The sequence below is a fragment of the Crenothrix sp. genome, from assembly GCF_043729335.1.
Taxonomy (GTDB): domain Bacteria; phylum Pseudomonadota; class Gammaproteobacteria; order Methylococcales; family Methylomonadaceae; genus Crenothrix.
In genome coordinates, this window is the sequence record NZ_JAYTLQ010000054.1 from 87,165 (window position 1) to 108,505 (window position 21,341).

16 protein-coding genes are annotated in these 21,341 nt (G+C 42.6%); 3 read left to right on the plus strand and 13 right to left on the minus strand.

What is annotated here, in order from left to right; translation table 11 throughout:
• Positions 1-229: 229 nt before the first annotated feature.
• The 5 genes from ACHZC4_RS12215 to dnaE all read right to left on the minus strand — a co-directional run bounded on the left by ACHZC4_RS12215 (position 230) and on the right by dnaE (position 12,144).
• Complete coding sequence (locus tag ACHZC4_RS12215) at positions 230-1,438, minus strand: ATP-grasp domain-containing protein (RefSeq protein ID WP_394754138.1); 1,209 nt, start codon at positions 1,436-1,438, stop codon at positions 230-232.
• 341 nt (positions 1,439-1,779) lie between these two features.
• Positions 1,780-2,835, minus strand: a complete 1,056-nt coding sequence (locus ACHZC4_RS12220) for a hypothetical protein (protein ID WP_394754139.1) — start codon at positions 2,833-2,835, stop codon at positions 1,780-1,782.
• Positions 2,836-2,916: 81 nt separating this feature from the next.
• A complete protein-coding gene (locus ACHZC4_RS12225; protein WP_394754140.1) occupies positions 2,917-4,071 on the minus strand; it encodes an esterase/lipase family protein in 1,155 nt (384 codons plus the stop codon).
• A 351-nt stretch (positions 4,072-4,422) separates the two neighbouring features.
• Positions 4,423-8,313: an ATP-dependent RNA helicase HrpA gene (gene hrpA / locus ACHZC4_RS12230; RefSeq protein ID WP_394754141.1), complete on the minus strand. Its 3,891-nt coding sequence runs from the start codon at positions 8,311-8,313 to the stop codon at positions 4,423-4,425.
• A gap of 339 nt (positions 8,314-8,652) precedes the next feature.
• Positions 8,653-12,144, minus strand: coding sequence for a DNA polymerase III subunit alpha (dnaE, locus tag ACHZC4_RS12235; RefSeq protein ID WP_394754142.1), 3,492 nt, complete (start codon positions 12,142-12,144; stop codon positions 8,653-8,655).
• Between the two features lie 1,211 nt (positions 12,145-13,355).
• Between dnaE and ACHZC4_RS12240 the strand changes: the two genes are divergently transcribed.
• Together ACHZC4_RS12240 and pabB are read left to right on the plus strand one after the other, a co-directional pair.
• A complete protein-coding gene (locus ACHZC4_RS12240; protein ID WP_394754143.1) occupies positions 13,356-13,706 on the plus strand; it encodes a DMT family protein in 351 nt (116 codons plus the stop codon).
• A 103-nt stretch (positions 13,707-13,809) separates the two neighbouring features.
• Entirely contained in the window at positions 13,810-15,192 is a 1,383-nt protein-coding gene (pabB, locus tag ACHZC4_RS12245; RefSeq protein ID WP_394754144.1) for an aminodeoxychorismate synthase component I, read from the plus strand.
• A 119-nt stretch (positions 15,193-15,311) separates the two neighbouring features.
• Here pabB and ACHZC4_RS12250 read toward each other — a convergent pair whose 3' ends face one another.
• The 4 genes from ACHZC4_RS12250 to mgtE all read right to left on the minus strand — a co-directional run bounded on the left by ACHZC4_RS12250 (position 15,312) and on the right by mgtE (position 18,720).
• On the minus strand, positions 15,312-15,596 hold the full coding sequence (locus tag ACHZC4_RS12250; protein WP_394754145.1) for a hypothetical protein: 285 nt from the start codon (positions 15,594-15,596) through the stop codon (positions 15,312-15,314).
• A 308-nt stretch (positions 15,597-15,904) separates the two neighbouring features.
• Positions 15,905-16,096, minus strand: a complete 192-nt coding sequence (locus ACHZC4_RS12255) for a hypothetical protein (RefSeq protein ID WP_394754146.1) — start codon at positions 16,094-16,096, stop codon at positions 15,905-15,907.
• A gap of 382 nt (positions 16,097-16,478) precedes the next feature.
• A complete protein-coding gene (locus ACHZC4_RS12260) occupies positions 16,479-17,213 on the minus strand; it encodes a Crp/Fnr family transcriptional regulator (protein WP_394754147.1) in 735 nt (244 codons plus the stop codon).
• 55 nt (positions 17,214-17,268) lie between these two features.
• Complete coding sequence (mgtE, locus tag ACHZC4_RS12265) at positions 17,269-18,720, minus strand: magnesium transporter (RefSeq protein WP_394754148.1); 1,452 nt, start codon at positions 18,718-18,720, stop codon at positions 17,269-17,271.
• A 386-nt stretch (positions 18,721-19,106) separates the two neighbouring features.
• Between mgtE and ACHZC4_RS12270 the strand changes: the two genes are divergently transcribed.
• Positions 19,107-19,538, plus strand: a complete 432-nt coding sequence (locus tag ACHZC4_RS12270) for a hypothetical protein (protein ID WP_394754149.1) — start codon at positions 19,107-19,109, stop codon at positions 19,536-19,538.
• 125 nt (positions 19,539-19,663) lie between these two features.
• Here the strand turns inward: ACHZC4_RS12270 and ACHZC4_RS12275 are convergent, their stop codons facing one another.
• The 4 genes from ACHZC4_RS12275 to ACHZC4_RS12290 form a co-directional block, all read right to left on the minus strand.
• The gene (locus ACHZC4_RS12275; protein WP_394754150.1) at positions 19,664-19,900 is read right to left on the minus strand and encodes a DUF6290 family protein; all 237 of its coding nucleotides are present in this window, start codon (positions 19,898-19,900) and stop codon (positions 19,664-19,666) included.
• A 326-nt stretch (positions 19,901-20,226) separates the two neighbouring features.
• The gene (locus ACHZC4_RS12280) at positions 20,227-20,442 is read right to left on the minus strand and encodes a TIGR02450 family Trp-rich protein (RefSeq protein ID WP_394754151.1); all 216 of its coding nucleotides are present in this window, start codon (positions 20,440-20,442) and stop codon (positions 20,227-20,229) included.
• Positions 20,443-20,548: 106 nt separating this feature from the next.
• Positions 20,549-20,965 (minus strand): type II toxin-antitoxin system VapC family toxin, encoded by a 417-nt coding sequence (locus tag ACHZC4_RS12285; RefSeq protein ID WP_394754152.1) that lies wholly within the window; start codon positions 20,963-20,965, stop codon positions 20,549-20,551.
• Positions 20,962-21,189 (minus strand): hypothetical protein, encoded by a 228-nt coding sequence (locus tag ACHZC4_RS12290; RefSeq protein ID WP_394754153.1) that lies wholly within the window; start codon positions 21,187-21,189, stop codon positions 20,962-20,964. Before ACHZC4_RS12290 ends, ACHZC4_RS12285 begins: the two co-directional genes overlap by 4 nt.
• Between the last annotated feature and the right edge of the window lie 152 nt (positions 21,190-21,341).

The following is a 21,341-nucleotide window of genomic DNA, read 5'->3' on the forward strand; positions in this document are numbered from 1 at the left end:
GTTTATCTAAAAATTTCAGAATTAGCTTGCGCTACCTAACAGTAAGTGTGCTTTCAGAAAGTTAGCGGCTAAAGAAAGGGGCATTAAAGCATGCCACGCCCAACAAAAGAATTGCCGTAATGTAATAGACGGGGAGTGTAAAGTAAAGGAGACTTTTACAACGTATGGGACATCTTCTAAGCAGTCTACGCTATAGAGATTAAAAATAAGGTGTAAATAGTTAAGCTGATTAGCTTTTATTTTTTAAATAATGCTGCAATGTATATGTGTTGCTGATATTTAATAAGGACGCGGCCTTACTCAGTGTTTTAGAATAATAAGAAACCACCTTTGGCAGTGGATCTTTTATCATAAAATCGAGAGCCGAATTATCAAAATACACCTCTGCTGATTTTTTTCCTATACACTGCTGATACCATATCTTTGCCGCCGCACGTCCATTTACATAACGCAAAGGTTGAAACTTGGTTTTTGGCATAACGCGCTCCAAACCGGCAAGACAGGTTAAATGAGGAAAATTAACACCCGCGTAAAAAGAACCCAATAAACTTCCCCAAAAACGGGCATTTATTTCGATTACTTTTACCTGTTGATCGTGCTCATCGTAGCGCAAATCAAAATGTGCAATCCCTGTCCAATTCATTTTTGCCACCAGGGTTTTAACGACCTCATAAGCATTATCATCGTGAAACAGATCAATGCCTGCCGGGGGAGAAAATTGTCCCTGTCCATCCATAAAACCTTTTTGGATCGTGTAAGCTTCAATTTTTCCGTCTCGACACAAAACACTGCAATCTATATCGTAGCCATTGATAAACGATTGCACCACGTAATCAACTGTTGCATTATCTTTACAAAATTCAAGCACTTCCGACGGCTGTTCAAAAATATGTATTCCTCGTCCGCCACTGCCTAAATCTTCAACTTGTTCAGTAGGTTTTAATAAAATCGGAAAAGTTAACGCTTGCAATGCTTGTTCAAACTTTTTGTTAGCGCGATACAAAATGGTTTCAGGACAAGGCACGTGATGTTTTTGCAACCATTTCGCTAATAGCCATTTATTTGATGCAATATCAATGGCTTCAACATCAGGAATTGGCGCAAGAGCCGTTAGCGCCTGTAAAGCTGTTTGATGTGTTGACAATAAACGCATGGTTTGCGTATCAATCGGCAACACGACATCCACCTTTGCCCTGTCTAACGTCTCGTATATAGCGGCTAGTTTTGCCTCATCGTCATCTTCATCTTCATTTTGAACATAACTATAAAATTGTCCGGTATTTCTGGAAAATCGCATGGGATCTAAGTTGTTGTTTGAAAGTACAATCACTTCAACACCCGGTATTTGCGCCAAACAACTTTGTACTGAATAGCTCAGCCAGCTTTCCCCATCCGGTATAAGCACCGAAAAAGTGTCTTTTGCTTTTGAATTTTTCATTGCCTTATCATCAATAAATGAACACCAATAACTGATGGCATCTGGTGTCGCTAATTAAATAGTTAGCCCCAACAAACTGATTTTTAGTATCTTTTAAACCTGACCCGAACAGAAACAACATAACTTTTTGTAATTATTCAGTAGGCGGACTTTTAAAATTAAAGATCGCAATCATAATGCGCTCTATTTTAACTACTGTTTATTTACAGTTTTGAAATAGCACGAAGATCTGCGCGGCCACAGTTCTGATAAAAAATTTAACACATAAAGCTTTATATCTACTTAAATGAACGTCATTTTTGCAAAACCTTAAGTTTCGCTACAGCATTATCAGCAGCAATTTATTCAACACCATTTTTAACAGTGGCGACTGACTCATTAACACCCTGCTTAATCTCGTCGGACACAAAATGCTGCGCGGGCAAAGTCTTATCCAAATAATCAATAAAGTCAGGGGTTGTATTCATGGCTTTTTCATACAAGTCTTTAACCAGATCAACGCGTCCGGCATCCGCTTGAGTTGACCATTTAAAAATCGCCTTAGCAGCCTCGATTTCTCCCATGCTGGCCAAGGCTTCACCACCGGCCAACTGCATATCTTCTTGGGCAGAGTTTTGCAACAAGTCATTCAACTTTGGAATCAATGCCGGATTAACCAAATTTGTCATGGCTTGCTTAACAATTTCCACGCGCTCAGGATCGTTATTCTCAGTTAAAGTTTGAACGAACATATCCAGCGTTGTCGGCGTACCTATACTGGCCATAACATTAGCAATAGCCGATAAAAACTCAGTATCCTGGATTTTCCAAGCCGCTTCAAATACAGGCGCTAACTCGGTATTAGGATGTTCGCGCCAGGATTCCGGCGCAAATTTACTGATGGCATGAAACGCCGATAATTTAACATCCGGCTCTTGCAGTAAGCCTTCGCTCACTAAGCGCATTAATATCTCGGCAGCTTTATAGTTACCCACTTCACCGAGTATGCTTACCAACACTTGCTGCGCCGTGGTATCGAGTATGCCTTGTCTAAAACGGGACAACAAATCCTCATAAATAGCACTGCCCGGCTCTTTATGCAAACGCATAATCAAAGCATTTTCTAGGCCTATCTGTGTTTTTTCACCCCGCTGAAAGCCCGCTAACAGGTTTTGCCATATAGCTTGCGTGGTCAAGTTAGCAAAACTAGCAGCCTGGTCTGCAACTTGGCTGTCAGATTCGATAAACTCTTCCGGCACAACCTGCTTGGCCTTAACGGGTGACTTTACAACACTATGATTAACATCGCTGGTTGCGTTTTGCAATGCAGGCAAACCCCAACGGTTAGCGACGAAGACGCCCACAGCACCTATCAACAACGTTACAATCAAACCGGTGAGGTATTTTGGATTTATCACAGTGTTATCACCCCTCATCAAAAGCTTTAAAGCCAGTGTCAGAAAAAATAGCTTATCAGGATTATTGCCAGATTATTTTAATTACCAGCCTAATCGCTTGTACATATTTCTCAATGCTATCGCCAAATCGAGTGTTTGCTCTGTTTCAGCAATATGAACACGATTTGCTCTTGCATAAGGCACCACTGCATTATTCCAGCCTTTCAACAAGCTCATTTTTTGGCTATTAACCGGCACAATGCCATCGCCTCTTAAAAGATCGCGAGCACGTCCATTTAACACTGCATTTAAGCCGTCGCCAGAAGGTTTACCTCTTATACGACTACCAAATATATCGTAGCCACAGCCACTTTCTTCATCAATAGGATCGCCACCTAAACAGCCAAACTTAATACGGTCATAAGACAATTGCGAAAACTTAATTTTGGGTAACGCAGTAACCTTAGCATTCAGGACGTTAAGAACCGGTGATATTTCCGATAAAAAGCTAATGGTAGGGGCTTTTAAATCCAGGCCTCCGATATCTTTAATTGCAAAAGAGTTAATAAAACGCCAATCATCTGCGCAGTCGCTGGTATCAAACAGACCATCATGATCTGATTCCGGTAAGCATTTCTTGGCCATATAGGTGTAATAGCGACCTAATGGCGAACCCGCATGAGGCGTTCCGGTAGTAATAAGACCCACCACGTTAACTTTAAGCGCACTCGTGCTGCTTTGCAAAAAGGCTCTGGCCGCAATACCGCCGCGACTATGCCCCAAAAACACAATTTGCGCCGTTGTGCCTAACCGGGTTCTTATGCGGCGAATCACGCCTTCAATTTCTTTGCCTAATGTGTCATACGTTGAATAGTCACCGGAACATCCTCCCGCTTCCGAACAGATTTTTTTATCCAGGCCTTTAGGGGCTGTGCTTAGCCGATCATAAGCGCCAAAATTAAAACGCATGCAATAAACGCCTTCACTATTGGGTTTTATAACGATGGTCGGAAACTTAGGATCCCGAACATTGGTACATTGCCCATCAAACCCAGCGCTATTATCAACCAGCTTATTCCATGTTGAGCCATTGGAATTCATGCCATGTAACAGCAAAACAACTTGTTTAGGTTTTACAGCAGCAATGGCATCATTAGCCACACTCAAACTACCTAGCGTCGTTAGCGTTAATATCAATAGCGCATAAACGCCATAACTGCGCTTAAAGCCGCGCCAAAAATCGAACGAAATCACCATAAATTTTCCTTGATAAAACAATAATAAGGGATAGCCCAATAGTTAGACTAATAGAATTGATTCTCCACCACATGCACGCAAGCTGTCAAGGCGACTGTTTTAAGCTTCTGCACAAAGTTACCCACAATTTGTGTGGATAACTCTGTGCATAACTTGTTTTTTACAGCGCTTAACACCCGTTTTTATTACAGTTTTATTACATTGCACATAAATAATACAGTTTTACAAATTTATTGACAATCAACAACTTAACATTTCCATAGGATATTTCTTACGTTAATGTAAGCAATTTACGCGGCAAATTTTTATTTGTGCATAATCCTTGACAAACCCCCATCTGTAAACTAGCGGTCATTGTTCATCCCAAGCCTTATCCAAACGTTTGGCAGAAATGGGATACGCTGTTTTAAGTTGCTGAGCAAACAGCGAAACTCTAAGCTCTTCCAATGCCCAGCGAAAAAACTCCTGCTCAGGAATGACGCGCTCCTTCTTCATTCTTTTCTCAACATCTTTCCAATAACGTATGGCGTAACGATTAATCTCCTGCACTTTTTGCGGATCGTTAATGCGCTTGTCCAATCGGTACTGAATGGCCTTTAAATAACGCGGCATAGCTTTAAGTTGCTGATAAGGCGTATTGTGGATAAAACCGCCATAGACCAGAAGACTTAACTGCTCGGCAGTATCTTTTGCCAGTGGATCGTTACTATTAAATGATTGCAGTTGGGTTTTAATAGTTCCATAACACTGCATTATTTCCAGCGCTACTTTACCCACCTCATTGGCAATGCCAACAAAGTGAGCTTTATTTTCCTGCAAACTGCGCTCAAACTCCTGCTGGGTACGGATAGTTTTACCTTCAATAAAGACACTGTGCAAAATCAGATACAACAGATCGTTCTTATAAGATACGTCAGCATTGTCCTGAATAATCGGATGTTTCGGCAAACGATGGTAAATCAATTCCACCGCCGCTGATTGCGGTACATTCTTCAATACATAAGTGCATTCTTTGCGTAACTGCAACTGAAACAGCCGCATGAGTCCTATTTGATGTTGATGTGCCGCTTTTTTCTGGGTGTCAAAAATACGCACGCCCACCGCGTCACCTTCATCAATAATGGCCGGAAAGCCAATAAAACGCTGACCTTTCTGAATAAATTCATAGGTCTCCGGCAAATCATCAAAACCCCATTGTATAAAGCCGGTGTATTGCAATTCGTCCGAGGCGATCTGATCAAAACTATCGCCTGCTTCAATGGCATATTTGGCTTGAAATTTTTTTAAATCCCGGCCGTAATCCAGTAGTTTGTCCTGATCATCAATCACCCGGAAATTCATTTTCAAATGCTCAGCCACAGCGTCCATCGCCCAGGCATTGATTGGAATGGCTTCACCGGTTAACTTGCGCAGCCGATTACCTAACCATTCCTGCATTGCACCTTTAAAATCCGGCTCAATCTCCAAACAGTGTTTAACGGTTTCTGGCACGGGCACAAAATTTTTGCGGATTTGTTTAGGCAGTGCTTTAATTAAGGCAATACATTTTTCTTCCAGTAACCCTGGCACCAACCAATCAAACGGCGCTTGCGAAATTTGATTGAGCTGATGCACGGGAATCAACGCAGTCACTCCATCTTCATTATGGCCGGGTTCAAAACGGTATTGCAGGGTAAACGTCAGATTACCGACTTTTTTGCTGTCAGGGTAATCCCATTCGTTAATGACATCTTCCTGTTCGCGGGTTAAATCTTCCTTGGTTAAAAACAGGATTTTTGGGTTAGCCCGTTCGGCGGTTTTACGCCAGGTATCCAGGTTAACGCCACTGAAAACTTCCGCAGGCAATTTGCTGTCATAAAATTGATACAACCATTGCTCATCCTCTACCAAATCCACACGCCGGCCTTTGTGCTGGATAATACCAACTTCTTCCAGTAACTTCTGGTTAGCGCTATAAAAGGGGGCGTTGCTGTGGTAATCATGATCCACCAGCGCAGAACGGATAAAAATCTCCCGTGCAGCTTTGGCATCAACGTGGTCGTAAGGAATCTTGCGCCCGGCCTGCAAGGTCAGCCCATATAACAAAGTACGCGCAGATACCATGCAGCGTGCGCCTTTCTTTTCCCAGTGCGGGTCAAAATAGTTGTGCTTTACCAAATGCGGCGCACAAGCTTCTATCCATTCCGGCTCGACACGTGCGACGGTACGTGCGTACACTTTACTGGTTTCCACTTGCTCGGCGGCCATAATCCATTTGGGCTTAACCTTATGCAAGCCAGAACCCGGGAAAATAAAAAACTTCAGCGCCCTTGCGCCCAGATATTCGTACGGGTCATGCCTAAAACCAATGTTGGACAGCAACCCCGTCAACAAGGCACGGTGGATTTTTTCATAACTGGCAGGGTCGGTGTTGGGATGAAATTTTAAATCACCCTTCACCACCTGCATAATTTGGGCGTGGATGTCGAACCATTCCCGCATCCGTATGTAAGACAGAAAATTTTCCGTGCAATATTTACGCAACTTGCTGTTAGACAGATGCTTTTTTTGTTCCTCAAAGGTATTCCAGACATTGAGCAGCGTCAAAAAATCGGACTCAGGATGCCGGAATGCCAGATGTTTGGCATCGGCTTGCTGCATTTTATCGGCAGGCTTTTCGCGTGGGTCTTGCACGCTTAAGGCTGCAACAATAATAGCCACTTCGGTTAAGCAATGTTCTTCAGCAGCGGCGAGTAACATCCGCGCCAGTTTAGGGTCGGTAGGAAATTTGGCCAGTTGCTTACCAATATCAGTGAGCTTACCGGCCTTATCCAGCGCATTGACTTCGGCCAGCATGGTTTTGCCGTCACGGATCATCTTGTCATCGGGCGGCTCCAGAAATGGAAAATCGCCAATATCGCCCAAATTGAGCGCGGCCATCTGCAAAATCACCGCCGACAAATTGGTGCGCATGATTTCCGGTTCGGTAAATTCCGGTCTGGCCAGATAATCATCATGCGAATACAGCCGTATACAAATACCTTCCGCTACACGCCCACAGCGCCCTGCCCGTTGATTGGCGCTAGATTGGGATATCCGCTCTATCGGCAAACGCTGAATTTTACTGCGGTGGCTGTAACGGCTGATACGGGCATGACCGGTATCGATCACGCAGCGGATACCGGGCACGGTGAGCGAGGTTTCGGCGACATTGGTGGACAGCACGATGCGTATCTTGCCACCTTTGGGATTAAACACCCGTTCCTGTTCGCTGACGCTGAGCTTGGAATACAACGGCAAGATGTCATATTTGCTCGGATGGTGTTTTTTCAGCGATTCGGTGGTTTCGCGAATTTCGCGCTCGCCACTGAGAAAGATTAAAACATCGCCGCGCAAATCCCGGTACAGCTCATCGACCGCATCAAGAATGGCATTTTGCAAATCATCGCTGGTTTCATCTTCCTCTTCCTCTTTGATCTCAATAGGCCGATAGCGGGTATCAACCGAATAGGTGCGGCCTGATACTTCAATAATCGGTGCATTGTCAAAATGGGTGGAAAATCGCTCGGTATCAATGGTCGCGGAGGTGACGATGAGCTTTAAATCCGGACGCTTAGGCAACAGCCATTTCATGTAACCCAACAGAAAATCGATGTTTAAACTGCGCTCATGGGCTTCATCGATAATAATAGTGTCGTATTGATTGAGGTACGGGTCGTTTTGCGACTCGGCCAGCAAAATGCCGTCGGTCATTAACTTAATCAACGAGTCGGCATGGGTGCGGTCATTAAAACGAATTTTATAACCGACCGATTTGCCCATGGTTTCGCCCAGTTCTTCGGCAATACGGTCGGCGACTGTACGAGCGGCAATGCGCCGTGGCTGGGTGTGGCCAATAAAACCGGAACTACCACGGCCAATCGACAAACAAATTTTGGGCAACTGCGTGGTTTTGCCGGATCCGGTTTCCCCGCACACAATAACCACCTGATTGTCTTGTATCAGCTTGGCGATGTCGTCTTTTTTACCGGTCACTGGTAAATCAGGAAAATTCAGTACTGGAATACTGGCCAGGCGCTTGCTTCTGGCCGCCAGGGATTTTTCCAGTTGCCTGACCAAGCTGTTCAGTTTTTCATCGGAATGTTTGCCTTTTTGATAATCCGTGCGGCAACTGTCTAATCGACGCTTTAAGCCATGCCGATCTTGGCCTAGGCACTGGGGTAATTGGGCGGTGAGTTGTTTGATTAAATCAGAAGTAGACATTAATGGCAGATTAAATATTTGAGAAAGGGGGGATGTTACAAGTGTAAGAGATGTGGGGCTTAGCGGGAATTATAGGTACATCGGATACAACATACTCAATTAAATCCCATAACTCATGCTAGCAACGTGAAGATATAGCTGAGCGAGTAAGCGCGAATTTATTCGTAGTGTACCCAGCTTGTTGGGGTGAGGTAACGAACCCCAACGATACAGTGCATTTTAATGTTGGGGTTCCTATCGTCACCCCAACGCTAGTAACATTACACTTTGTCCCACCTTAAGTGTTGGATAGCCAGCATTTTAATCGATTTACCACGAACCGGATCAATCAAACCACCATCAGCGATATTTAATTTGTACCGCTGCTGCTCCCAGCAAAGCCCTCAACTGCCCAACCAGTGCATCGGTAGGAAATACCCGCCACTGATCACTAAATTGCACATTAGCCTGCTCAGTGCCTGTACTGTAATTAAGAATAATGGGACAAGAACCTCCAGCACAAGGCTGTAAAATGGTGCGTAACTTAGCGGTAAACACCTCGGTAGGCAAGGAGTTTTCTGAGGTATTCCACGTTAAATGAATATGACGTGCAAAAGCAACCCGCGCTTGATCAATACTATAGAGCTTGTTTGCACTCAAGCGCAACGTGCCCAAATAGTCATCTACACCCAATTCGCCTTCGGCCACTAACAAAGTGTCACGGACAAAAATATCACGGTAGCTGTCATAAATTGGCCCAAAAGCGGCAATTTCCAATCGACCCGTTTTATCATCTATTGTGGCAAAGCCCATGGTCTTGCCGTTTTTAGTCTGACGGGTACGTACTTCCACTACCAAACCCGCCACGCGCACATTCATCTTGCCTTTAGAACGCTCCATGCTTTCCAGTAAAGACGCAATACTGCCCTGAGTAAACTGTTGCAATTCCGGCAAGTACTGTTCAATAGGGTGACCGGTTAAAAATAAACCCAAAGTTAACTTTTCCGCCGCCAACCGTTCGTTCTCTGTCCACGGCTGTACAGGTATGGCGTAGGCAGCGTTGTCGGTAGCATCCGCTGACTCCGACATTAAACCGAACAAATCATCCTGCCCGGTTTGTGCCATTTTGCCATGCTGTTCGGCCACTTTTAAGGCCATGGGCAATTCTGCCAAATGTGCGGCGCGGTTATCATCAAACACATCAAACGCACCGGCACGAATCAAAGCTTCCAGCACGCGGCGATTAAACTTACGTAAATCCACGCGCTGACATAAATCATACAAGCCAGTAAAATCACCTTGTGCAGTGCGATTTTCGAGCATATCTTCAATAGCCGCTTGCCCCACGCCTTTTAACGCGCCCAAGCCATAAACAATATGGCCTTTAGCATCAACGGTAAAACGGTAATTAGATACATTAATATGCGGCGGACAAATCACCAGCTTCATTTGCCGACATTCTTCGATCAGCACCACCACCTTATCGGTATTATCCATATCGGATGACAACACCGCCGCCATAAATTCTGCCGGATAATGGGTTTTTAGCCACGCAGTTTGATAAGCCACCAGCGCATACGCAGCCGAGTGTGATTTATTAAAACCGTAACCGGCAAATTTTTCCATTAAATCGAACACATAGGTAGCGATTTTTTCATCAATCTGGTTAGCAACCGCACCGGTAGTGAACTTTTCACGTTCCTTGGCCATTTCCTCCGGCTTTTTCTTTCCCATAGCGCGGCGCAGCATATCCGCACCACCCAGCGTGTAGCTCGCCAGCTCGCGGGCAATCTGCATCACCTGCTCCTGATACAAAATAACACCGTTGGTAGGTTTTAAAATAGATTCCAGCAAAGTGTGTGCATAGACCGCCTTGGTGCCATGCTTTACATTAATGTAATCATCTACCATCCCCGATTCCAATGGCCCCGGCCTGAACAAAGCCACCAAGGCGATAATGTCATCAAAGCAATCGGGTTTAAGCTTTTTAATCAACTCTTTCATGCCGCGCGATTCCAGCTGAAACACGGCAGTAGTTAAGCCATATTTCAATAGCTCATAAGTTGCAGCATCATCGCGTGGAATCAGGGTAATATCGACTAAAACAGCGTTGGTTTGCTGTTTTTTAAGGTTAATGGTTTGCAGCGCCCAATCGATAATCGTTAGTGTACGCAGCCCTAAAAAGTCAAACTTAACCAAGCCGACCGCTTCAACGTCGTCTTTATCAAATTGCGTGACCAAATTACCGCCGCCCTGCTCACAATACAGCGGGGTAAAATCGGTAAGTTTGGTCGGTGAAATCACCACACCACCCGCGTGTTTACCGGCGTTTCTGACCGTACCTTCTAAAATCAAACACATATCAATCAGCGCTTTGACTTCTTCTTCACTGTCGTAAAGTTGTTTTAAATCTGGACTGTCCTTTAAAGCTTTGGTTAGCGTCATGCCAATTTCAAACGGCACCAGTTTGGCTAACCGGTCAACAAAACCGTAAGCATGACCCAATACACGCCCGACATCACGGATCACCGCTTTGGCCGCCATCGAGCCGTAAGTGATAATTTGCGCAACATGATCTCGGCCATAATGCCGTGCCACATAGTCTATAACTTCATCGCGCCGATCCATGCAAAAATCAATATCAAAGTCGGGCATGGAAACACGTTCAGGATTTAAAAACCGCTCAAACAATAAATCGAACTCAATCGGATCCAGATCGGTAATTTTAAGCGCATACGCTACCAGTGAACCCGCACCGGAACCACGCCCCGGCCCTACCGGAATTAGCTCATTTTTTGCCCACTGGATAAAATCGGCGACAATCATAAAATAACCTGGAAAACCCATTTGAGTAATCATTTTTAACTCAAAATCCAGGCGCTCGTAATACACAAGGCGATTTTCCGCATCCGTGCCTTTACCCACCGCAGGCGAATGCGCTAAACGCTGTTCCAAACCTTGCAGCGCAGCTTGAGCCATAAATTCACTGAGCGTCATCCCTTGCGGCACCGGAAAATCAGGCAGAAAGTTTTTACCCAGCGTTAAGGTTAAATTGCAGCGTTTGGCGATTTCTACGGTGTTTTCCAAAGCTTCGGGAATATCAGCAAACAGCGCCTGCATTTCCTCGCTAGTGCGCAGGTATTGCTGGTTGGTATAGTCTTTCGGCCGGCGGTTATCATCCAGCACACGGCTCTGGTTAATACACACGCGTATTTCATGGGCAGCAAAATCTTTGGCGTGAATGAAGCGCACATCGTTAGTGGCAACTACGGGCAGACCCATCGCTAACGCCAATTCAACCGCTGCGGTTATATAACGTTCTTCATCAGGCTTGCCGATGCGTTGTAGCTCAAGGTAAAAGCTGTCTTTAAACAGGCTTTGCCAATAACTTGCCAAGCGCTTGGCGGCATCGATATTTTCAGCCAATAAGGCACGGCCTATATCGCCGCTCATAGCACCTGACAAGGCAATCAAGCCGCCATGATTTTCCTCCAACCATTCATACCGTAGCATCGGTACGCCTTGATGCTGGCCTTCCTGGTAGGCTTTGGAAATCAGTTCCGTTAAGGTGATATAGCCTTGATGATTATTGACCAACAAGGTTAATCGATAAGGGGTAGCCGGATCTTCGCTGTTGAAAATTAACACATCAGCGCCAGCTATCGGTTTAACGCCTTGCCCTAAAGAAGCTTTGTAAAATTTAACCAGCCCAAACAGATTAGTGTGATCAGTCATGGCAACCGCAGGCATGTTTAACTCAGCTAAGCGTTTAACCAAAGGTTTAATTTTAACGATGCCGTCAACAAGCGAAAATTCGCTATGAAGCCGTAAATGGATAAAAGTGGGTTGCATGATGGGCGAGACGAGAAACCAAGTAGAAACGAACGATACTATACATCAAAAGAGACGGTAACTAGCGAGCCTGTGTGTCGTCAAATGATACCCGTTACAGTAATTAGTTGAATCAACCTTGTTATTAATACTCTATTTTAGGATGGGCATAGTTAATTATATGCGATCGACCAAGGCAATAATTTGCATTATTTTGGTAAAAATTACAGAAATACAGACTTATAGTTTACATGGCACAAAAACTTACATACTATGAGCATGAGCTTACATTACTAGATTACTATCGCGGAAAAAGGAAGCCAACCCATGCTTGTAAAACATCGTAAACTATTTATTATTTTTTTGGTTTTGGCGGTAGCGAGCATAGCCAGTAGTTGTATGACGTTAGCGCTACTCAGTATATTCGGGTAATTATTACCGAGTACATTTGCATTGCAAGAATGATGTAGGCAGCTGATTGTGTTAAATTAATGCTACGAAAACCCCGTAAAATTACGGATTGACGACTACTATTATAGTTTGAGCTATGGATGGCATAAATAGTTATAAAAACTGAAGTTTGCCCACTCCCAAAAAAGAAGTGGGCAATTTTAAATACATTGCATCCACAAGCCGACATAAACCGCTTAAACGCAATCGTCAACACTTACCAGACTGACCAAACCCAGTCTTTAAAATGCCTAAGCAACGATTTGCAAGCATGGCATACTCAAGATACTCCGTTTTTTGTCGGTTTCTAATACCGATTTGTTACTTGTCTTCTTTCAAAAACAACTTCCAAACGTGTTCATACTAATTTTCAGCCTCAGCATTAACGTAGTTTTTTTTGGATGTACTTTACCAAGTACATAATAAATTAAGCACGTAATATGCCATAACTACCAAGCAATTGATATTTAGATAAATCCATGTATTTTCTGGCAGAATATTAAAGGGGAAGCAAGCTAGAGAGTGTCCAAAATGGGCAGATACTGACAATTTTTTACTGACCCTTAATCAACTTGAAACGCGCAAATAGCTCTTTTTCATGATAACTATTCAAGGCTCGCGCTGACCGCGAATCAATATCCAGCATAGTTTTTGCTCACAAGAAGCCACTTTATCTTGAACTGCGGCGGGTCAATGGTTATTTTTATAGCTGTAATTTATACTGTGCATAGCTTACAGTCTATTTTCACTGTTATTTCTTCATTGCAAAAACCGATATCACCATGAATTATCCTATTTTAACCAGTATTTCTCTGTTATTGTGCAGCAATGTCTTTATGACCTTTGCATGGTATGCGCATTTAAAAGAATTGGGTCATAAGCCTTGGCTGATTGCCGCACTAGTGAGCTGGGGTATTGCTTTATTTGAATATTTACTGCAAGTTCCAGCCAATCGTATCGGGTATACTGTGCTGTCTATTGGGCAATTGAAAATTATTCAGGAGATTATTACCTTATCCGTTTTTGTGCCCTTTTCCGTTTTTTATATGCGCGAACCTTTAAAGCTGGATTACTTATGGGCTGGACTGTGTTTAATGGCTGCGGTTTATTTTATGTTCAGAGAAAAACTGTAAGCATTATCATAAGTTTTGATAAGGCTATTTATTTAAATACAACAAGACATCCAATCAATTTCTCAGTCACCATGACGCGTATTTTTAATTATTTTCCCTTTTAATGTCGTTGCCTAAACAACTGGTTACCGCTTTACCGTATTTTGCAAACAGCGCCGAGCTGTTTTCTATTATTGCCGAAAAACCGTGGTCGGTATTTTTAGACAGCGGCTATCCTTACAGTAACCAAGGACGTTATGACATCCTGGCCAGCGATCCTGTCTGTACCTTGCTTACCCATGGCGATGTTACCGAGATTACCCAAAATGGCCAATCCATCCAATCTACCGCCAATCCGTTTGACTTGGTCAAACAATATCTCTTGCCGACATGTCTGGAGAACAATGTTGATTTGCCATTTAACGGTGGCGCTATCGGTTATTTTTCCTATGATTTAGCGCGTAGATTAGAGAAATTGCCGACTATTGCCGAAGATGCAGAGCATATCGCCGAAATGGCAGTGGGCATTTATGCGTGGGCGTTGATTGTCGATCACCATCAGCAAAAAACCTATCTGGTTGGGCAGGCTATTGACAGCCAAGCCTGGCAAAGCCTTATTGATCAATTTAGTTTTGTGTCCCCACAGCCAGCCGCAGATGACTTTAACGTTATTGGCGACATCGTTTGTAATATGGATAAATCGGCGTATAGCTACGCTTACAACCGGATCAAGGCCTATTTAAAAGAAGGCGATTGTTATCAGGTAAATTTGTCGCAGCGTTTTGTAGCGCCTTGCCAAGGCAACCCTTGGACGGCTTATCAACGTCTCCGGGCGATAAATTCCGCGCCCTTCAGTTGTTATTTAAATTTACCCGAAGTGCAAATTTTAAGCTCATCGCCAGAATGTTTTTTAAAAGTAAGCCAAGGTATGGTGGAAACCAAACCCATTAAAGGCACACGCTCTAGAAAACAGGATTCGGTTGACGATGCCAGGCAAATCAACGGGCTAATTCATAGCAGCAAAGATCAGGCAGAAAATGTGATGATTGTTGATTTATTGCGTAATGACATCAGCAAAACCTGTAAAAAAGGTTCAGTACAAGTCCCAAAATTATTTGCTGTGGAAAGCTACGCTACCGTGCATCATTTAGTCAGTACCGTAACGGGCGTACTGGCCGAAGGGCAACAGGCAGTGGATTTATTAAAAAGCTGTTTTCCAGGTGGCTCAGTTACCGGTGCACCTAAAATTCGCGCCATGGAAGTCATTGAAGAATTAGAACCTAACCGGCGTGGCATTTATTGCGGCACTATCGGTTACATTGGCTTCAACGGCAATATGGACAGCAATATTGCTATCAGAACCTTAGTCCATTCAGACGGTACGATACGTTTTTGGGCTGGCGGAGGTATTGTTAACGATTCGGTGCTGGAAGAAGAATATCAGGAATGTTTTGACAAGGCCGCTGCCATGCTGGATTTATTGCGGCAATTGACTGCAAAACAATAAAGCGTAATTTACCCTCCCGATGCCAACTTTAGCTTGGTTTTTGCAGATGATTCCAACGCAACAAGCTTGAGCATGGACAATTTTTTGGCTCAACAATTAACACCCGCGTTGATGAAGCCTTAAAATATCTCGCTCTCAGCCCCGCGTATATCTCTTTTCGCATTTTGGAGCTGGGTTTCTCCGTAAGCTTTCGGCATCTGCGTATGGGGGAAATCGTCATTACCAGTCGGTTTTAGTAAGGACAATTTAGGTAACTTTTGCATTTTTATTTGAAAAATTCCCGCATAATTGTCTTTCTTATCCAGTTGACTCAGCTGGCTATTCAACCGAAACATAGCATAAGTTTGTATTCCCAGTATTACCACTAATACAGCCGGTATAGTAACAGTCATTTTATTATTCATTAGGTTTCTCCGAAGCAATTTAACGCCACTTTTAACAATTTTTTACACGATAGCGAAAAAAATTTTCCCTATTACAGTGAGTTTCTGCAATGGTTTTTACGGCTACCACTTAATAAGGGACATCCGTCCGCCCTTGTCGAAGGGCTTGTTGCTCATGGTTCGACAAACTCACCACGAACGGCTTTTTTTAAACGGTCACGTCTTCAGCTGGTAGCCGTTTTTGCTAGGTTCTGCTGGCATTTTATTTTCAGTGGATTTAACGAATAAGAGCTGAAACCAAACAAACAGCCAACAGAACCTAGTGTTTTTTACTTATATCTGACTTCTTCTGTTTCGCGCCAATCATTAAATGTGTGGCTCGGTAAAAAATCGTTACTCTCTGCTTTGTAATGGCTAATGTCGACAGCCTTGTCATCCCAATCTGGTATATATGTGGGTTTATTGGTTTTTTTAGCATTTACAACACCTGTATTTTTAATTTTCCTAATAGTTCTGCTCATTTTTTCCTCCATTTTTTAACTGCCCACAAAACCGACAATTAATAAAAATCAATCATTATTTGAGCGGATCCAAAGCCGTAAGATTTGACCATGACATCATGCTCTTCACAAACAGCTTGTTTTAATTTTTATGGCTTAAGGGATAGCTCAAAAATGACTTAAGCTTGGAATGAATCATAAACGCCACAAGGCATTTAAGTCGGTACGTTGACGCACATAAAGTGACTAAATTTGCTTAAAAAATACGGTGCTTCTGCACAGTAATCTAGACACTTACAGGCTCAATTGAAAAGGACGTAGGGAAGGTATTTGGTGGGATTAAAGTGAAAAAAGTGCATATTTCAAGGCATTTTTAAGCAATCTGCGTTTGCGCTGGTGATGCTTACCAGGAAGAAGGCGGAGTTTTAGTAATAATCAATGCCTTATTGACAACTTTTACATAGCCACCCTTAGTGAGATCGCGCATAATTTTGCTGACCATTTCTCTTGAGGCTCCGACCATGAAGGCTAAATCTTGCTGGGAGGGTCGATTGTAAATCACCTTAAGATTATCTTTGTCGTCAGCCATAGCCATTAATACGATGACAGTACGCTCATAGACATTTAATAAAGCCATTTGTGTAAATTTATCAGTTAGCTGCCTAATTGTTAAAGACAAGCAACTGAGCAAATGCGTTGCCTCACTGGGATAACTCATTAGCCAATTTATAAAATTTATTTTTGAAATCACTATACAGATTGTGGCTTCTAATGTTTTTATAGAAACCAAACTCGGATTATCGGTAAGTAAAGCTGATTCACCAAAGAATGCACCTGAATTTAGGATATTGAACGTCACTTCCCTACCTTTATCATCACAACTAAATATCCGCACTTTGCCCGAAATAATAATAAAAAACGCGCTTGCCACATCACCTTCTGAGATGATAAGTTCACGCCTTGAATACACTACCGTTTTTGCATTCCCCAAAAAATCCTCCAACGCTTCTTTAGACAATCGGGACAAAAAGGTAATATTTTTTATTTGGGCAGTGGAGCCCGTCTTCTTTTGGGATAGAAACACATGTAATTCAGAAGCAATAACGCTCTGATACTCGAGAACATCAGTATTTTTCATGATTCAGTTCATTTTAAAAATCAGTATAATGACAATAAATATCCGTTATCCATCGTTAATGGCGATGGATCAAAAACAAACTGGCCAAGCCTAAAAAAATAAAAAACCCCATTGAATCCGTAATAGATGTCAGCATTACGCTCGTCCCTATCGCAGGATCTTTACCCAATTTATAGCGCAGCAACGGAATTGCCAAACCCACCATAACAGCAACGATAAGATTGATAAACATGGCTAATGCCATTACGCCAGCAAGCGCAATGTCTTTATAGAGCAACCACACCAAAAATCCCACTAAAAGGCCAATCAGCGTGCCGTTTAAAGCGGCTAGCGTCAATTCTTTTTTAAAGAGGCGGCGTCTATTGCCGGGTGTAATTTGGCCAAGTGCCAACGAGCGTATGATCAAGATACTGGTTTGGTTGCCGGTATTGCCGCCTGTTGCAGCAATAATGGGCATCAATGAAGCTAAAGCGACCAACTGCAAAATAACATCTTCAAACAATCCGATAATACGGGTAGATACAAACGCCGTAGCTATATTAATCAGTAGCCAACCCCACCGGTTTTTGGCGCTTTTCCACACGCTGGAAAATAAATCCTCTTCTTCGGCAACACCTACCGCAGACAGTATATCTTCATCGGTTTTATCGCGAATAAAATCGACAATACTGTCCACGCACAACCGTCCTTGTAAACGACCTTTACTATCCACAATGGGTGCCGAAATCAAGTCATAACGCTCGAACGCGCGCGAGGCTTCGGCAATGTCTTGGGCGGCCTGGAAGTTTACAAAATCAGATATCATGACATCTGCAACATGTTGCATGGGCAGATGGGTGAGTAAGCGGTGTAACGGCAAGATGCCTTTAACAACATTGTACTGATCGACTACAAACAGTTTGTCGGTATGGCGCGGTAGTTTACCGAGTTTGCGAATATAGGCAGTAACCGCTTTTAAAGTAAGGTCTTCCCTAACCGCAATCATGCCAAAATCCATGCGAGAACCGATTTGGTTTTCTTGGTAGGCCAGAATGTCGGTTAAATGCTTGCGATCCTTATTATTTAAAGAACGTAGAATTTTTAGCATAGCGCGCTTAGGGAGATCGGCGGCTAAGTCAGCTATTTCATCAGTATTTAATTTACCGGCAACGGTAACAATCTCTTCCGCTTCCATGCTGGAAATAAGGGTTTGTCGCACAGCATCAGATACTTCCAGTAATACGTGGCCATCATCGTCGGCTTTAATGGCATCCCAAACACTTTTACGGTGATCAAGCGGCAAAGACTCCAAAATGTAAGCAATATCGGCCGGATGCAGTTGGGCAAATTTTTCCTGCAACCGGTTTTGTTGCTGTTTGTTTAAGACCGCCTCGACCAAGTCATGGTTAATAACAGGCCCACGTTCCACAATCGATTTTTCTAGCTGCTGCTTGTCAAGCAGCGTCACAATGTCTTGTAATTGCTGTTGTAAAAACTGTGTAGGACTAAATTTATCGAAGGATTCCATATCGTAGGGTCTAATTAAGGTGAATCGGTACCATAATTTACTGTGAAGTTACCTAAACAAACAATGGACTTACGTTGTTATTGTAATATCGATTTTAAATAAAACTAACCCATCCACAGAAAATAGGTGCAGATAAATGTTTTTATGGGGAAGGCGGACGTAACCAAAAATCTGCAAGCTATTGATTACAGAGGTTACACAGGTCTTGATATTTTACTTAATAAATTTTGATATAAATATTAATGCGGGGAACTTAGGGTAGCAATCACTGTCCTAATTGCAACAAAAGCTAAAGCCAGCTTAAGTTTAAGATCAGTAATGACTCCTCTATAATCCCTCCAAAGCAATCTCTTGGAGGGTTTTTTATCCGCATAAGGGGATACAAAATGCGCAATATTTCAACTTATGCAGTACAAGGTGTTAACGCTGTTATTGACGCTAATTTTTATCTCTCCCTTATCATCATGATTTTTGGGAGTGCTTTTTCTCTTTCTGAGCAATACAGCATTTTTCAATTTAACGTCGATGTTTACGGCGAACTGGCCAATAACTTACGGGCTATTATGGGTTATTTGGCTTTTACAGAAACGCTTATTTTCTTTTTTTGTTTCTTCACCAAACAATATCAGCATTTTATTTTAGTGGGTTTTTTTCTATTGATCATGATAGGTTCGCTGCAATTTTATGGCCAGATAAACAGCGTGGAAATTGATGCTAATCTTTATTGGTGTCTTTTATACGCAGGCTTATCACATATTTTATTTGGCACTATGGCGGTTAATAAAAACAAACGTAGCCTGGGTATGCATAACAAATAAATCCGCAACTATCTTTACAAAGCCTCCGTTAAAACATCACAGCGTTCGAAAACTCCGGTGTCAACTAAATATTTATTCCATATTGTGGGCAAGCCATTAATCCATCGGGTTGCTAGCCTGATAAGCTATAGCTGAGAATCAATAGTTAATTGTTTCTCCAATTCATCCAAACTTATTGCGTAACTGTCTCCTTGTTCCAAACGAGTCAGGGCATCATTCGCCAAGCGCATATCTTCTATATCCTCAAGGTAATAGGTAACCAGTTCGCGCACCAAATCCAGGGAACTTTTACCTAAAGTAGCCGCGGTTCGGTTAAGCAATTGAAAAATTGAATCATCTAAATCTACATTTAAAGTTGTCATGGGTTATTCTCAACACATTTTATTGGTCTACCGACAACCATTGTCGGTTCTAATAAAGACAAAGCAATAATTGATCCATATTTAAAATATTTCTTATAACCATGAGCTTATAGATTTTACTCTGTAGCTGAGTTTCATAAAGTGTAGTAAATCAAGACACTATTATCTTGCAAGCTACCCTTGCTGCACATAAACGGTTCAAGGTCGCTAAATTTCAACTGAAGTTGAGTATTTTATTTAAAGGTAAGATGACAATAATAGGCTCTAAATGACCTAACTTGGCATAATGTTGTGTTTGCATGTAATACAGAACTACATAAGTTATCTTAGCGCCAACCCATCAGCCAACAAGACGAGTTTTTTAATTCCCGCCAATCTGTTTCATAGACATTTTTAGTTATCACTGCTTCCAACTCGCAAGTCATTATCTCTTCATTTTCTGAACGGGTAAGTTTGGTCACGATAAAGTGGCGTTCTTTTTGCTTGGGTGCAATAGCTGTCCATTTTGATAGCAGCAGTTTGTTGGGGTTTATTTTATTCATAAGCTTTAAGCGTAAGGAAGGTGACGACCTTTGGATATATTGCGGGCAATTTATTGGTTGTTAGGATAGGCGATCAATCCAATATCCCGGCCAACGCAACTGATGGCTATGCTGGCACTATTACAACAGGATCTAAGCGTAGCCGTACAGCACGTTTAGCGAATTTTTTATCATCAAAAGAAGCTATACTGTCACAAGCTTTATAGCTCGCATGATGCAAAGCATCGGCAAAATCAAAACCGAGTGCTAAGTTGGCAACCGCTTGTTCAATACTGGCTCTGTCTTCTAAATTTACATGCTCAAGTGATAGCAAATGTTGGAAAACGCTGATAATTTCAGCAACTGTGAACGAATAATAACCGCGCATGACCCATTCCAATTCTAACAGTACCGTTTTACAAATCATCAAAGGCTGTTCTAATTCAATCAGTTTTTTCGCTAGTTCATGCTGTTTTTGTGCTTCGCCGTCAGCTTCGTCCTGAATGTAATAACGTGCCAGGATATTGGTATCAAGTCTTATCATGATTTTAATAAACTTGCAGGGTCAAAATCGGCAGGGATGGCGGTGCGCTTGCTTTTTAACATGGCAAAACCTTGCGCTGATTTAGCGGGGTGGGCCATTGTTAAGGGAGTTTTCGCAACTGTTTTATTTTTTGCTTGTTTTTCAAGTAAGAATTCATAAAAATCAATTAGTTCTTGTTGTAATTGTGAAGATAAAGGCGATAAGTCAAGTTTGTGTGGTTGCATGATTTTCCTCGTGTTAATCAGATACTGATTTAGCTTACTGATTAATGCATCAACATCTTGCACTTGTAGTCAGGCAGGATCTGTGGTCTGTTCTGTTTTCGGTGAACAACCGGTGCAGAGATGTTGAGATTGTTGATTATCATTAGGAAATT